The organism is Anaerobutyricum hallii DSM 3353 (assembly GCF_000173975.1).
Classification (GTDB): Bacteria; Bacillota; Clostridia; order Lachnospirales; family Lachnospiraceae; genus Anaerobutyricum; species Anaerobutyricum hallii.
On record NZ_ACEP01000049.1, the window covers coordinates 1 to 15,585 of the forward strand.

Below are 15,585 nucleotides of genomic sequence, written 5' to 3' on the forward strand. Positions count from 1 at the left end.
AACCTGTGCTTTCTCGTTCATTTTGGCGACAAAAGCATCTTCACTACCACTGATGTGTTCTGCCATAGCCACACATGTAGCGTATAGGGGTAGTAGACTTTTAAAAATCAATCTTTATATGGTTTATGGTTACAAAGGGATGCTTCAAAACCGATGAGAAGGGATCCTGGCTCTGCGTAATAACTGCAAAGGGCTCTTGTTTTTTGAATCGTTCCATTAAAAATTCCAAATGTATTTTCAATCAATTTTTTTAATTCTAATGCACCGGCTTCATTGTTGTTATGAGCAATGATGATTTTTCCATCTGTATAACCACATTCTTTAAGATGATCAATTAGTTTTTTTAATGCTCTTTTTTCACCTCTGCATTTGTCAAGCGGCAATAAAGTTCCTTCATCACTTGCCTTCCCAACGACTCTGACTCCTAATAAACCGATTCCGGCTGCAATTACCGGACTTATCCGTCCGTTCTTTGCAAAATTGTTTAAAGATGCCAGAGAAAAATACAGGTGTGTTTTATCTTTATATTCGAGAAGAGTTTTATAAATATCATCTGGAGCAAAACCAGCTTTTATGAGTTCTGCTATTTTTTCAATAAAAAGTGCGATTTCCGGTCCTGTAGATAAAGAATCTAAAACATATACCTTTCTGCCGGTATGATTCTGTTCATAGATGTCCTTAGCGATAACAGCACTGTTATATGTACCGGACAGGGAACTTGTAATGGTGATGCAAAAGACAACATCGGCATCGCCAAACGCATTCTCCCATTCGTGAGGACTTGGGCTTGATGTCGATGTCTTTCCTTTATAAGAAGAAAGATTCTCCTGCATAGCTGTAAGATCAATCTTATCATCATCTATATAATCGTTCTCACCTACGATTATATGAAGTGGAACAACCCCGAAGTCTATATCAGGTAAAGCTAAAAGATTTGCAGATGAATCTGCAACGATTTTCATTTTCATATGTAACCTCCGTGAATAGTTTTAAATACTTTTATATCGGTTTTTAAAAAACTTATCAAAAAGTATAGTAAACCATACATATGTGTTTGTCAAGGTATTAAATAACTTTATTGCGGTTTTTTAATAGCTGATATATAATGATGTTCAGAATTATGGGAGCAGCGTTAGAGCATTTTTCAAACACGCTCTAGCTGCGGAGTAATTCGTGGCATCAAGTTAGAGACAAAGTAAGAAAGAAGGAATGTATTATGAGATTTTCAGCCAGAGACTACAGAATGCCAAGATATAAAGAAATTCCAAATGTAGGACTTTATCTTGAGCAGACAGTAAAGTATATCAATGAATGTTTAGCACCAATAGAGATTTCGATTACACCATCTATGTTAAGTAATTATGTAAAGAAGGGGTATATTGACCGTCCTATAAAAAAACAGTATTATGCGGATCAAATAGCATATACTATTTATATTGTAATTATAAAGCAGGTTCTTTCCATGGATAATATAGCATCCCTTTTTGTTTTACAAAAAGCAACCTATACTTTACCGGTTGCTTATGATTATTTCTGTTCAGAATTGGAAAAGACACTCGTAGCTATATTTGAAAATAAAGAAGAGCCAATGAAAGATATGGGCGATATTCCGTTCGAAAAAAAGATGCTTCATAGTGTAATTGTAGCGGTATCGCATATCATTTATTTAAATGACTGTTTTAAAAACAATTTACAGGACAATGCTTCCCATTCTATAAAATAAGTGAAATGAGCATATGTCAACTACGTTATTGACATATGTTCATAAATATTGTAGTATAAAGAAAAGATTGTGAAAGGAGTATCCTATGCCAAGACCGATAAAGTGCAGAAAAGTCTGCCATTTTCCAGATATATTGGAATTTCGACCATCCAATAAAAATGGAAGAAGAGGGGAGGAAGATGAAAAAGAGGTGATTCTTCTGACAGTAGATGAATATGAAACGATTCGTCTTATAGATAAAGAAGGATACAGCCAGGAACAGTGTGCAGGCTTTATGCAGATTGCAAGAACGACTGTTCAAAGAATCTATGAGATTGCCAGAAAGAAAGTGGCAGATGCAATCATAGATGGACATCCTCTTCGAATTGAAGGGGGAGATTTTCGAATCTGCGATGGTAAAAGTAGTAAATGTGGTCTGGGTGGATGCTACAAACAAGAATTTTATCAAAAGTATGCAACAGAAAAAGGAGAAGGTATAATGAGAGTAGCAGTAACATATGAGAACGGACAGATTTTTCAGCATTTTGGACATACAGCAGAATTTAAAGTTTATGATGTACAGGATGGAAAAGTAATCCATTCTGAAGTTGTCGATACGAATGGAAGCGGGCATGGCGCATTAGCAGGTGTTTTAAATGCATTGAAGGCAGATGTTCTTATTTGTGGTGGAATCGGAGGAGGAGCGCAGATGGCTTTATCAGCGGCAGGGATTAAGCTCTATGGAGGCGTTTCCGGTGATGCAGATGCGGCTGTGGAAGCTTTTATGAACGGAACGTTAGATTATAATCCTGATGTAAAGTGCAGTCATCATGATCATGATCATGGAGAGGGACATACCTGTGGCGAGCATGGATGTGGAAGCCACAGCTGCCATTAATTGTTAATAAAGAATAGATTGAGAAAAAAGGTAAGCAGAATAATGCTTATCTTTTTTTGTCCACAGATTTAAGAGAGAAAATTCAAGTCGAGCCGCTGCGAGACTTGGCGCGTGATTCTGGTCAGTATAAGCTGACATATAAAAATCAAGGCTTGACAAAAAGGAAGCAGAACTATATAATCATAATCGTTCTAAATAGAACATTAATAAGGAGATATAACAAGGAGTAAAAATATGTTTTTTTGGGATCAGCATAAAACAATCACTAGCTGTTATGAACTATTTACGAGAAAAGTATGTGACAGGTATCAGCTAACGCAAATGGAATATGATATACTTATGTTTTTACATAATAATCCGAAGCATAATACGGCAGCAGACATCGTAAAGATTCGTAAATCAACGAAATCTCATGTATCTACTTCTCTGAAAGCATTAGAGAATAAAGGCCTGATTGAAAGAATTCAGAGCGCCCGGAATAAAAAGCATATTGAGATTGTTATATTAAATAAGGCAGAGTCTATTATCGAAGATGGAATGAAAGCACAGAAAGAATTCGCTAAAAATGTTTTAGATGGATTAACCGAAGAAGAAAAGTATATGTGCATGGCGGTATTTAATAAAATTTGTGCTAATGCAGATGCATACTTAAAAAAATATGCGGAGGGAGAGAATGAAAAATCATTTTTGTTATAACCAATTAATGAAAAAGGAGAAGTAAGAATGAGAGAAGAAAAATACCAGCCAAAGATGCCGGATATTATGGAAGCGATATTTGATGCCGGATATTTGATATTTGATTTAGTAGCAGCAATTTTATTTTTCACCTATGCAAAAGGAAATACATTATTTATTCTTTATGGAATATTAACATTGACTCTTTGCGGTGGAGATGCATTTCATTTAGTACCTAGAATCATAAGAGCTGCACGTGGAACGAATGATAGAATAAAGAAACAGCTTGGGATTGGATTACAGATATCCTCAATCACAATGACTGTATTTTATATTATTTTAATGTATGTTTGGAAGGATACTTTCCCGGATTTTAATATACCTGCTGCAGTGAAAGCAATGGTATGGATTTCTGCGATTATTAGAATTGCTGTCTGTCTTCTTCCACAGAATAACTGGTGTACAGAGGATGGAAATCTCAAGTTATCGATTATCAGGAATGCTGTTTTTGCTGTTACTGGTATAGGAGTCATTATTCTGTATGCGATATCTGGAAATGCAAATGGATACCATATGACAAGAATGGTCGCAGCGATTATTATTTCTTTTGGCTGTTACCTTCCTGTAACATTATTTAGCAAAACAAAACCAAAAGTTGGCTTGCTGATGATTCCAAAGACATGTGCGTATATGTGGATTATTGCAATGGGACTTCAACTGTTGTTTTGATAAATTAAGGAAAGTATCTCCAATCCTCTAATTTAAGAATGCGAGACATTTTGAATGAAATCTATCCTGACTTATTTCAAAATAATATTATTATAAAATTAACTATTTAAGCCGCAATAGCGATTATATTTGTAATTAAAAAGAAGGAAAATACTGTAAAGAAGAGTATCAGAATACTAAAGTTCTGGTACTCTTTTTGCGTATTTATGGAAGTGAAAATAAATTTAATTTTAATAGATGGACAAAATATATTTTTCTGGAAAGGGTGATATACATAGTAGAAAAAAACGAGGGCATTATGAGCAAAAAGAAAAGCAGAGTTATTAAAGTAAATGTGATTTATGGTGATAAAAATTTGAAAGATTGTATGGAGCAGGTAATCCAGAAACACGAACGGAGTTTTGACCTTTTGACCCTGATATCATAATATTAATGAGGTGAAAGATGAACAATAAAGCAGTATTATATCTAAGATTATCAAAAGAAGACAGAAATAAAGTGAATAAAGGGGATGATAGCGAAAGTATTATTAATCAGCGTATTATGTTAAGTGATTATGCAATGCGGCATAATTTTCAGGTTGTTAAAATATATTCCGATGATGATGAGAGTGGACTATATGAAGACAGACCGGGATTTTCTCAAATGATGCAGGATGCAGAGAGGGGGCTTTTTGATATTATTATTGCGAAAAGCCAGTCAAGATTTACCCGAAATCTGGAACATTCAGAAAAATATTTACATCACAAACTGCCATTATGGGGTGTTCGATTTATTGGTGTTGTAGATGGCGTGGATACGATGGATGAAAATAATAAGATGACCAGACAGGTGAAGGGACTTACTAATGAATGGTATTGTGAGACATTGTCTAAGAATGTAAGAAGCGTATTCCTCTCCAAAATGAATCAGGGTAAATTTGTAGGTTCTTCATGTCCTTATGGATATATGAGAGATTCAGAAGACCATAATCATTTAATAATAGATGAATATGCAGCAAATATTGTGAGAAAGATTTTCCGATTATATTTAGAGGGAAATGGAAAAGCTCATATCGCTTCTATATTATCATCAGAAAATATTTTGATTCCGTCTTTATATAAAACGCGAGTTCTACAGCAAAATTACTATAACAGCAAATTAAAAGATACAACAAAGACATGGTGTTATCAGACGGTACATATGATTCTAAATAACCAGACATATTTAGGTAAAATGGTACAGCATAAGGATATAAAAATTTCTTATAAGGATAAGAAAAAGAGACGTTTGCCGAAAGAACAGTGGATAGTTGTAGATAATACTCATGAACCGATTATAGATCAGGAAACCTTTGATAGAGTTCAGGCAATACAGAAAATAAAAAGAAAATCTGTAAATACAGAGTATAGCGATAATATATTTGCAGGTATTTTATTTTGTGCCGATTGTAAACATGCTATGAATAGAGCTTATGCCAAAGAAAATAAAAAGGGCAGTATCGGGTATATTTGCAAGATATATAAAACGATGGGGAAAAAGCACTGTCCAAGTCATATGATTAAAAATGAGGAGCTGGAAGAAGCGGTTTTATCTTCTATAAAGAATGAAGCAAGAAAGATACTTACAGAGGATGATATTAGCGATTTGGATAAAGTCCAGAAGATAGATAGCCGGGAACAATTTTATAAAAAGCAAATACAGATAGTAGATGCAGAATTGGAAAAATACCAAAAGTTTAAAAAGAGAGCGTTCACAGGCTATATGGAAGAGATGATTACACCACAGGAATATCGTTCCTATGTTGCAGAATATGAAGAGGAAATATCCAAATTAGAAAGGCAGAAAGAAGAAATTCTTACAAAGTTAGCGGATGAGAATTCTCTTCAAAATCAGCATGATGAATGGGTAGAAGCTTTTAAGGATTATATTAATATTGAGAAGCTTACAAGAGATGTGGTTATTGAATTGATAGAAAAAATAGAAGTTCATGAAGATGGTGGACTGGATATTTATTACAGATTCCGTAATCCATTTCAGGTAGCAAATTAATTCCTACTATGCGAATACGCCACACATGCATCGTTAGCGGAGGAGACAGCAATACATTTTATCATAGTGTCTACGCTCTGGGTTTCACCTGGTTCTAAAAATACCTGGGAGCCTCCCATAGATGCAGCGTGTTCGCTGACGGTAACCGTATCATTTAAGGTAATCTGCTTTTTTGAAAGAGCTTCAAAGATAAGTAAGAGAGTCATAACTTTTGTGACGCTTGCAGGCGGTTTTTCTTTGTCTGCATCTTTTTCATAAAGAATTGTACCAGTAGTGGCTTCCATTAAAATGGCATTAGGTGCAGCGGATTGAAATCCAGTGTTTGCAGAAGATGCACTGGAACTTTCAGAGTTAGTCTGGTAAGAAACATTAGAAGTACTATCAGTGGCAGCTTGAACAGAAATATTATTAGAAGTAGTAATATTTTTTAAACGATTAGAAAGCTCGTTGATTCCTGAATTGTCAGAAAGTGGATTTAAAGAGTTTTCCATAGAATTACCAGAAGAAGCCAAAGAAACTATTTTCACAGGAAAAAGAATAGTCCCCGTCAGAAAACTTGTTATCAGAAAAAATGCAAAGGAATAAAAGAATTTTCGTGTAATTTTTCTGGAAAAATATTTTTGCATATGATACTCCAAATAAGAATTAGTACATTTTATGGCCAGTGCCTAAAAATATGCATTTCCTTGTTGCTAATCTTAAGAAAATTGCTTAAAATAGAAGTAAATATCTGGGCAAAATAAAATGATGAGGGGATACGATTATGAATTTACATGAATTTTATATTGGAAAAGCGTTTGATGCGTATGAATATTTTGGAGCACACTTGACAAAGAACGGTGTGTTATTTCGAGTTTATGCACCGAATGCGGAAAAGATTGAGGTGATCGGAGAGTTTAATGACTGGGATGGTATAGAAGATGAGATGATTCAGGATGCACAGAGCGGTGTGTTTGAATGTGTACAAAAGGATGCGAAGCCGGGAATGATGTACAAGTACCGTATTTATCAGCCGGATGGAATTGTTATGGATCGTTTTGACCCGTACAGTTTTGGTTCACAGGTACGACCAGATACAGCATCAGTTATCGTAGATTTGGAAGACTATCATTTTTCAGATGAAGCGTGGATGAAGAAGAGAAGTAAGAATTATGATCTTCCGGTAAATATTTACGAGGTGCATGCCGGTTCCTGGCGAAAGAATGAGGCAGACGAGGAGAATGGCTGGTATCATTATCAGGAGTTAGGAAAGCAGCTTATTCCATATGTTAAAGAAATGGGATATACACATGTAGAGTTCCTGCCGCTAACTGAGCATCCGGCAGACTGTTCCTGGGGATATCAGGCAAGCGGATATTTCTGTCCGACTTCCCGTTATGGAACAGCAAAGGAATTAATGGAGATGGTAGACCTTTTCCATAAAGAAGGAATTGGTGTTATCATGGACTTTGTTCCGGTACATTTTATTGCGGATACTTATGCGCTGAATAAGTTTGATGGAACGGCTCTTTATGAATATGCGGACGATGATAAGGGTTATAGTGAGTGGGGAACCTGTAATTTTAACTATTACCGTGGTGAAGTGCGAAGCTTTTTACAGTCCTCCGCGAATTTCTGGATGGAGAAGTTCCACTTTGACGGCATCCGTATGGATGCGATTAGTAATGCTATTTACTGGCAGGGAGATTCTTCAAAGGGAATTAATGAAGGCGCGCTTGATTTTATCAAATGCATGAATTCTGGTTTGCAAAAGTTACATCCTTCTGTTATGCTTATTGCGGAAGATTCTACGAACTTCCCGAAAGTAACTGCACCGGTAGAGTATGACGGCCTGGGATTTGACTATAAGTGGGATATGGGGTGGATGAATGATACGTTAGATTATTTTAGAATTCATCCATATGACAGAAAGTTCCATTATCATAAGCTGTCATTTTCTATGATGTATTTTTATAATGAACATTATCTGTTACCATTTTCTCATGATGAGGTGGTACACGGAAAGGCAACCATTTTGCAGAAAATGTGGGGCGAGTATGACTTAAAGTTCCAGCAGGCAAAGACTCTTTACACTTACATGTACACTCATCCTGGAAAGAAGCTTAATTTCATGGGTAATGAGATTGGTCAGTTCAGAGAGTGGGATGAGGAAAAAGAATGTGACTGGATGCTCTTAGACTATCCAAAGCATCAGGATTTCCACCGTTTTATGAAGGATTTAAATCATCTTTATATCAGTGAACCAGCATTTTTCAATGGAGATTATAATTCTGCGAACTTCCGATGGATTGAGGTGGAAGCGGTTGAGGAAAGAGTGTACATTTACGAGAGAATGTGCGGAGAGAATCATTTCATCGTTGTACTGAACATGAGTGATGCACAGTATAATGACTTTGAATTTGGTTATGATCATTATGCAGTTCTTCATGAAGTATTATCTGGTGAGCGAAAAGAGTATGGTGGATATTTTGAGGGACCAAAGGAAGACATCGTGGCAAAAACAACGGGCTATAAGTGGTGGAAGAGAAAGTTTAAGATTACGATTCCGGCACTTGCCGCTATCATTTATAAAGTAGAATTTCTTCCAGAGCCAAAGGAGATACCTCTTCCTATGTTAGATGAGGCATCAATAGATATTGACCGAAAGAGACTTAGAGCAGAGCATGAAAATTGATATTAAACTGGATGTATTTGAAGGTCCTCTGGACCTTCTTCTACATTTAATAGAGAAAAATAAAGTAAGTATATACGACATTCCAATCGTGGAAATCACAAACCAGTACATGGAATACATCCGTGAGATGGAAAAAACCTATTCGATGGAATCAATGAGTGAGTTCCTCGTTATGGCAGCGACCTTATTAAAGATAAAGTCAAAAATGCTGCTTCCACAGCCGGAAAAAGAGGAGGAAGAAGATCCAAGAGAAGAATTAGTCCGCCGTCTTACCGAATACAAAATGTACAAATATGCGGCAGAAGAATTAAAAGACTTAAGTGTAGATGCCCAGAAAGTATTCTTTAAACCGGAAACTGTACCAGAAGAAATCAAGTACTACGAGGAGCCAATCCGCCCGGAAGAAATTGTTGGGGACATCACTTTAGAAAAGTTAAACCAGATATTCCGCATGGTCATGCGCCGGAAAAAGGACAGAGAAGATCCGGTGCGGAGCCATTTCGGAAAGATTCAGAAAGAAAAATATAAAGTAGAAGACCGTATGGATGACATACGCCGTCAGATTCGCGGACTGAAAAAAATAAATTTCCGAACCCTTCTTGATATTCAGCCCGTCAAGGAAATGGTAATCGTAACTTTCCTTGCGGTACTTGAACTGATGAAGGTAGGAGAGATAAAAGTAAGTCAGGAGCATAACTTTGCGGAGATATACTTAGATTCCTGTGAATAGGGGGGTACTGAAGAATTGGAAAAGAGGTATTATGAAAGATAAAGAGAGAATAAAGGGAATTATTGAGGCGATTCTTTTTACGATGGGAGAGTCAGTTGCAATTTCTCGATTATCAGAAGTTCTTGACATAGAAGAAGATACATTAAAAGAACTATTAGAGGAAATGAAAGGCGATTATGCCGGAAAGGATAGAGGAATCTGCCTGATTGAGTTAGATGGGGCGTACCAGATATGTACGAAGATTGAGACTTATGAGTATGTCAAAAAGTTAGTAAGTCAGCCGAAGAAGCGTTCTTTAACAGACGTTATGTTAGAGACACTTTCTATCGTTGCCTATAAACAGCCTGTAACTAAACAGGAAATCGAGGCGATTCGAGGGGTAAAAAGTGACTTCGCGGTAAATAAACTCCTCGAATACCGCCTGATAAAAGAACTTGGCAGACTCGATACAATAGGACATCCAATTGTATTCGGAACGACAGAAGAATTTTTACGCTGCTTTGGCGTATCCTCTATTGAGGAACTTCCGGATATTGATGAAGTACAGAAACAGAACTTTATGGAAGAAGCAATGGAGGAGGTTGCGGCTTCAATAACAGTATAACGCAACAAGAATGCCGGGGCATTCTTGAAATCAATTATTTTCATTCTGAATTTCTGCCAGAGCCTTTTTAAACTGAAATGAAAATAAAACTGATGTAAAAAGTACCGCAATAATATCCGCAATCGGTTCCGCCATATACACTCCTGTAGTTGGATTGGATACCACATGAGGCATAATATAAATAAGCGGAAGCAGCAATACAAATTTACGAACGACAGCAACAACAATAGAGTTTACTGCTTTTCCAAGTGAAGTAAATGTCATCTGGCAGGCAATCTGAATGCCGAACAGGAAGAGACCTCCCAGATAGATTCTAAGCATTGGAGCAGTAAAGTTGATAAGACTCGCATCTGCGGTAAAAATACTTACGAATACTCTTGGAATAAGCTGTACAGCAGCCCAAAGTAATGCAGAATAGCTCAGACAGGTCATCAGGAGCAAACGGAAAGTTTTCTTTACACGATTCGTATTTTTTGCTCCGTAATTATAGCTGGAAATCGGTTGCGCTCCCTGGGCGATTCCCTGAAGCGGCAGCATAGCAAATTGCATTACACTGGTCAAAATCGTCATGGCTCCGACAGCAATATCTCCGCCATAACGAAGCAGAGAGGAATTAAAGCAAACCGTTACAATACTTTCACTTGCCTGCATAATAAAAGCAGCCAGTCCAAGAGTGACACATGGAACAGAAACTTTTGGTTCCAGACGCATATATTTCTTTCTAAGATGAAGATGTGTTTTTTCACCGCAAAGGAAAGAGACAACCCAAATCGTAGAAATTGCCTGTGAAATCACCGTTGCCAGAGCCGCCCCTTTTACACCCATATGAAAAGCAAAAATAAATACAGGGTCTAAAGTAATATTACAAATGGCACCAATAAGAACAGAAACCATAGAAATAGTAGTGAATCCCTGTGCAGTAATAAAAGCGTTCATACCAAGTGTTAACTGCACAAACAAGGTTCCAAACGCATAGATATGCATATAGTCTGTGGCATAGCTGATTGTATTTTCACTGGCACCGAATGCGAGCAATAAATCTTTACTCCAAATCAGTAAAATAGCAGTTAAAATAAGAGAAATAACAATCTGGAGAAGAAAACAGTTTCCAAGTATATTTTCTGCCGATTCATTATCCTGCTTTCCCATATAAATAGAAGCTCTTGGAGCACCACCGGAGCTGACTAATGCGGCAAAAGCAGTAACGATCATAATGATTGGCATACAGACTCCCACACCAGTAAGAGCCAGACTGCCATCACTGGGGATATGCCCGATATAGATTCGGTCTACAATGTTGTAGAGCATATTGATGAGCTGCGCGATTACGGTTGGAATCGACAGCTTAAGAAGAAGCTTTCCGATGGGTTCGGCAGCTAAAAAGTTTTTGTTGTCTTGCATAAATATATAGTCTCCTTTTATAAGAATAGGTTCGCACATTTTATTGTAAGCATTTAAAGTGTCGTGAAAAAAGCTACGAATGTGGCTGGGGCATATGATTCATTCTTCTCCTTCCTAAATGGTATTTTTTTGAACTGTATTAAATAATATGATGAATGATAGGGAAAGTCAAGATTCTCCCTTTTTATTGTTATAATATGATGAATGATAGGGAAAGTCAAGATTCTCCCTTTTTATTGTTATAATATGATGAATGATAAGGAAAATAAAAATAATGAGAAATGGATAGTACTAACAAATAATATTGTGACTTCCATTTTTTTTTACTTTGAATGATTTTTCAAACACACTCTAGGCGTTAAAGCGGTAATGTTTTTCTTGTGTATAGTGGAATATGGGAGTATAATAATAATATTAATATTTTTGTATAAGTTTAAAAGTTTTAATAGGATAATCGGCAAACCAGATGAAAGTCTGGGACGCAAAGCTACAGGGTCTTTAAAATGGCAGCCAGCTGCATGAAATGAGATGCACTGTCTGTTTGGCAGTGTTTTTTATGATATTATTTCATAGACGTAACTATAATAATTTTATAAAGAAGAGAGAAAAAATATGAAAATTAAAAAACTACAAAGTGTATGTCTCATTTTGGCATGTGTAGCAGTAACAGGACTTATAGGATGTGGGGAAACAGATAAGAGACCTGTATAAAGAGGGCTATGATGCAGTCGGTACAGGAAATAATTACCCTTATGTATTGGTAAGTCTAGTAGAACTGGAATATGAAGTATCTTCACAATTCTTCCTTTGAGAAAACAAAGGCGGAACTGGAAGAAAAAGGATGCAGTTATTCTAATGCAGTTCTGATTGGTATTACGTCATTAATCAGATATGATGCCGGTGATAAAGGTAAGGTAATAGAGTATGCGGATAAAATTGATACGTCATCACAGCATCTGTTAGGTATTATTAATGATGTTTTGGATATATGAATGCACATGTCTCAAAACCAGTTGAGATGAAGGTACTGGAAAAGACGATTAGAAGCATAAAATCCAGCGGGGGGGGGTACCGAAATGCAGGGCATTGAACAGTGACAAATGGAAAGTAACCAGACATAAAAAAATCGAAAAGGATAGTTAGGAATAGACAGAAAATGAAAGGAAAAAGAGTGATTGCAGGCATTCTGCTTGCAGGAATTTTAGCAGTCACCCTGGCAGGGTGCAAAAACACAGATAACACGAAAAAAGAAACCGAAAAGCCTGTTATTACCCTCGGTAGCGACAACTATCCACCATACAATTATCTGAATGAGGATGGTGAACCGACAGGAATCGATGTAGAACTGGCCACAGAAGCGTTCAAAAGAATGGGATATCAGGTGGATGTTGTCCAGATTAACTGGGAGAAGAAAAAAGAACTTGTGGAGAGAGGAGAGATTGACTGTATCATGGGCTGCTTTTCCATGGAAGGACGTCTTGATGATTACCGCTGGGCAGGACCATACATAGCAAGCCGTCAGGTAGTTGCCGTAAATAAGAGCAGTGACATCTATAAACTGAGTGATCTGGAAGGAAAGAATCTTGCCGTCCAGTCCACAACCAAACCGGAAGGTATCTTTCTGAAGCGGACGGATGAGAGAATCCCAAAACTGGGGAATCTGATCAGCCTTGGCCACAGAGAACTGATCTATACGTTTCTGGGAAAAGGATATGTAGATGCAGTTGCCGCACATGAAGAATCTGTTGTCCAGTATATGAAAGATTATGATGCAAGCTTCCGTATTCTGGAAGAACCTCTGATGCTCACCGGAATAGGTGTTGCTTTTGCAAAAAATGATGACAGAGGAATCTGTGAGCAGATGGAACAGACACTGGAAGAAATGCGTCAGGATGGCACATCCCTGAAAATTGTTGAAAAATATCTGGATGATCCGGAAAAGTATCTGGAGGTGGATGATCTTGGATATTAAGAGAAAGAAAAAAGAAAAACGAATCCAGCTGCTCGGTGGCCTGATTGGAATCTGTGTGGCTGTAGTCTCTCTGTTTTATTTCTTTCATGTAGAAAAAGCGGAGGCAGAGAAAAGAATGGTGGAGATTGTAAACTATGTCAAAGTGCAGTGCTCAACCTACACTCATTACAATGAATCATCGGAATCCAAAAGTCTTCTCCGTGCCATTGAAAGTGCCAGACAGATGAGTACAAATATTAACATGGAAACAGAAAACGGCAGGCAGCTAAGCCGGGATTTCCTGAAAGAAAATCTGCAGACTCTCTGGGTGAATGGCATCATTGTACTGGATACAGAAGGAAAGATAGATTGTGAATACAGTACGGATGAATCTCTGGCAAATGAGATTACAGAGTATCTGCAAAAAGAAATTATCATGGATTTTGTCGGATATGAAGAAAGATCGTATTCAGAACGGATTAACAGGAAAGACGGATCACATATTGACATTGCAGCCTGTGCCAGAAAAGATGCACAGGGTATCGTTGCTGTTTATTATTATACACCTCCGAAATTTGCCAGGAACTATACTCTGACGATACAGAGTCTTTTAAACGGCTATAGCACCCAGAAGGATGGAACGATTATTGTTGCAGACGAGGGAATCATTGTTGCCAGCAATGATGAGAGTTTGTTGGGGCAGAATACGGCTGACAACGAAGTTGTTAAGGCAATGAAGAGGCATACAGACAGTCAGCACATTTATCATTTGAAGAATGAAGGAACCGGATGCTACGGAATCATGCTGAAGCAGCGTGATTATTATATCTATGCGTATCTTTCGGATACAGAAGTGTTCCATAACCTTCCATTAAATGTGATAAGCGTTATTTTTCTTTATTTCCTGATGTTTAGTATATTCTGGTTTTGGACATACAGAACCAATCAGTCACATCAGAAACAGGAACAGGAAAAAGATGAAAAATATAAAACAGAACTTCTGATTGCTGCAAAAAAGGCAGAAGCAGCCAATGAGGCAAAAACAGAGTTTCTACAGCGAATGAGCCATGATATCCGGACTCCGATCAATGGAATCTGCGGCATGGTAAATATGGCAGATCATTATGCAGATGATATGGAGAAGCAGAAGGAATACAGGACAAAGGTGAAAGAGGCATCCAATCTGCTGCTGGAACTGGTAAATGATGTTCTGGATATGAGTAAGCTTGAGTCAGGTGAAATCGTTCTGGAAGAGATTCCATTTAATCTGAGCAGTATTTACAGGGAAGTATTTGTTGTAATCGAGCAGGTGGCTGCAGAACAGAATCTCCAGATTGTGTGGGAGAAAAAAGAAATCACACACCGTGATCTTATTGGAAGTCCAAGGTATGTGAAACGTGTGATGATGAATATTCTGTCCAATGCGATGAAATATAACAGAGAAAACGGACATATCTATATCAGCTGCATTGAAATTCCATCCGGACAGCCAGAAACGACGACAATGGAATTTGTCTGCCGGGATACCGGAATCGGAATGGCAGAAGAGTTCCAAAAACATATTTTTGAACCATTTGCACAGGAACATGCAGGAAGCCGCACAAGATTTTCCGGAACAGGTCTGGGAATGCCGATTTCAAAGAAACTGATTGAGAAAATGGGTGGAACGATTACCTTTGAAAGCGCAGAAGGCATAGGGACGACATTTGTGATCCGGGTTCCATTTAAAATAGATTTGGATGTGGATATACGTGAAGAACAGGCGGATGTATCCGAAAAATCTATAAAGGGGCTGCATATTCTTCTGGCGGAAGATAATGAGCTGAATATGGAAATCGCTGAATTTGTGCTTCAGAATGAAGGTGCTGAGGTGTCCAAAGCATGGAATGGCGAGGAAACTGTTGAGCTATTCAGAAAAAGTGAATCTGGTGAATTTGATGCTATTCTTATGGATATTATGATGCCAGTCATGAATGGATATGAAGCCACAAAGATGATTAGGTCTCTGGACAGGGAGGATGCAAAGGTGATTCCGATTATTGCGATGACAGCAAATGCATTCACGGAGGACAGGCTAAGAGCAAAAGAAGCAGGAATGAATGAACATATCGCAAAACCTTTTGATGCAAAACTATTGGTAAAGATAATTCATAAATTGGTGCATTAGAGCATGTTTGAAAAATAGTCTCA

Annotated in this window: 15 protein-coding genes, 1 pseudogene and 1 riboswitch; of the genes and pseudogenes, 12 read left to right on the plus strand and 4 right to left on the minus strand. The window is 37.5% G+C overall.

What is annotated here, in order from left to right; genetic code table 11:
* The coding region (locus EUBHAL_RS17180) for a hypothetical protein (RefSeq protein WP_416385947.1) at window positions 1–72 on the minus strand (72 nt) is incomplete at its 3' end.
* A 35-nt stretch (window positions 73–107) separates the two neighbouring features.
* Complete coding sequence (locus EUBHAL_RS04200) at window positions 108–968, minus strand: DegV family protein (RefSeq protein WP_005345283.1); 861 nt, start codon at window positions 966–968, stop codon at window positions 108–110.
* A 248-nt stretch (window positions 969–1,216) separates the two neighbouring features.
* Between EUBHAL_RS04200 and EUBHAL_RS04205 the strand changes: the two genes are divergently transcribed.
* From EUBHAL_RS04205 to EUBHAL_RS04230, 6 genes are all read left to right on the plus strand, one after another.
* Window positions 1,217–1,723, plus strand: a complete 507-nt coding sequence (locus EUBHAL_RS04205; protein ID WP_044921926.1) for a DUF1836 domain-containing protein — start codon at window positions 1,217–1,219, stop codon at window positions 1,721–1,723.
* An 85-nt stretch (window positions 1,724–1,808) separates the two neighbouring features.
* Window positions 1,809–2,600 carry a NifB/NifX family molybdenum-iron cluster-binding protein gene (locus tag EUBHAL_RS04210; protein WP_005345285.1) on the plus strand — a complete coding sequence of 264 codons (792 nt, stop codon included), beginning with the start codon at window positions 1,809–1,811 and terminating at the stop codon, window positions 2,598–2,600.
* A 234-nt stretch (window positions 2,601–2,834) separates the two neighbouring features.
* The gene (locus EUBHAL_RS04215) at window positions 2,835–3,296 is read left to right on the plus strand and encodes a MarR family winged helix-turn-helix transcriptional regulator (protein ID WP_005345286.1); all 462 of its coding nucleotides are present in this window, start codon (window positions 2,835–2,837) and stop codon (window positions 3,294–3,296) included.
* 27 nt (window positions 3,297–3,323) lie between these two features.
* Entirely contained in the window at window positions 3,324–4,004 is a 681-nt protein-coding gene (locus EUBHAL_RS04220; protein WP_005345287.1) for a hypothetical protein, read from the plus strand.
* A 298-nt stretch (window positions 4,005–4,302) separates the two neighbouring features.
* Window positions 4,303–4,431, plus strand: a complete 129-nt coding sequence (locus EUBHAL_RS16330) for a hypothetical protein (protein WP_278183905.1) — start codon at window positions 4,303–4,305, stop codon at window positions 4,429–4,431.
* A 17-nt stretch (window positions 4,432–4,448) separates the two neighbouring features.
* Window positions 4,449–6,035 carry a recombinase family protein gene (locus tag EUBHAL_RS04230; protein ID WP_005345289.1) on the plus strand — a complete coding sequence of 529 codons (1,587 nt, stop codon included), beginning with the start codon at window positions 4,449–4,451 and terminating at the stop codon, window positions 6,033–6,035.
* 17 nt (window positions 6,036–6,052) lie between these two features.
* Here EUBHAL_RS04230 and EUBHAL_RS16700 read toward each other — a convergent pair.
* Window positions 6,053–6,439 (minus strand): annotated as a pseudogene (locus EUBHAL_RS16700) (D-alanyl-D-alanine carboxypeptidase family protein); the annotation flags it as partial.
* Window positions 6,440–6,798: 359 nt separating this feature from the next.
* Between EUBHAL_RS16700 and glgB the strand changes: the two are divergent.
* The 3 genes from glgB to scpB are packed head-to-tail and all read left to right on the plus strand — an operon-like array spanning window position 6,799 to window position 10,043.
* Window positions 6,799–8,709, plus strand: coding sequence for a 1,4-alpha-glucan branching protein GlgB (gene glgB, locus EUBHAL_RS04240; RefSeq protein WP_005345292.1), 1,911 nt, complete (start codon window positions 6,799–6,801; stop codon window positions 8,707–8,709).
* On the plus strand, window positions 8,699–9,439 hold the full coding sequence (locus tag EUBHAL_RS04245; RefSeq protein WP_005345300.1) for a segregation and condensation protein A: 741 nt from the start codon (window positions 8,699–8,701) through the stop codon (window positions 9,437–9,439). Before glgB ends, EUBHAL_RS04245 begins: the two co-directional genes overlap by 11 nt.
* A gap of 31 nt (window positions 9,440–9,470) precedes the next feature.
* A complete protein-coding gene (gene scpB, locus EUBHAL_RS04250; RefSeq protein ID WP_022170381.1) occupies window positions 9,471–10,043 on the plus strand; it encodes an SMC-Scp complex subunit ScpB in 573 nt (190 codons plus the stop codon).
* Between the two features lie 30 nt (window positions 10,044–10,073).
* Here the strand turns inward: scpB and EUBHAL_RS04255 are convergent, their stop codons facing one another.
* Window positions 10,074–11,444 carry an MATE family efflux transporter gene (locus EUBHAL_RS04255; protein WP_044921930.1) on the minus strand — a complete coding sequence of 457 codons (1,371 nt, stop codon included), beginning with the start codon at window positions 11,442–11,444 and terminating at the stop codon, window positions 10,074–10,076.
* 446 nt (window positions 11,445–11,890) lie between these two features.
* Window positions 11,891–11,966, plus strand: a riboswitch (cyclic di-GMP riboswitch).
* Between the two features lie 260 nt (window positions 11,967–12,226).
* Here EUBHAL_RS04255 and EUBHAL_RS04260 point away from each other — a divergent pair.
* From EUBHAL_RS04260 to EUBHAL_RS04270, 3 genes are all read left to right on the plus strand, one after another.
* Complete coding sequence (locus EUBHAL_RS04260; protein ID WP_005345312.1) at window positions 12,227–12,436, plus strand: hypothetical protein; 210 nt, start codon at window positions 12,227–12,229, stop codon at window positions 12,434–12,436.
* Between the two features lie 164 nt (window positions 12,437–12,600).
* The gene (locus EUBHAL_RS04265) at window positions 12,601–13,416 is read left to right on the plus strand and encodes a substrate-binding periplasmic protein (protein WP_005345314.1); all 816 of its coding nucleotides are present in this window, start codon (window positions 12,601–12,603) and stop codon (window positions 13,414–13,416) included.
* Window positions 13,400–15,562, plus strand: a complete 2,163-nt coding sequence (locus tag EUBHAL_RS04270; protein ID WP_005345316.1) for an ATP-binding response regulator — start codon at window positions 13,400–13,402, stop codon at window positions 15,560–15,562. Before EUBHAL_RS04265 ends, EUBHAL_RS04270 begins: the two co-directional genes overlap by 17 nt.
* The last annotated feature ends 23 nt before the right edge of the window (window positions 15,563–15,585 follow it).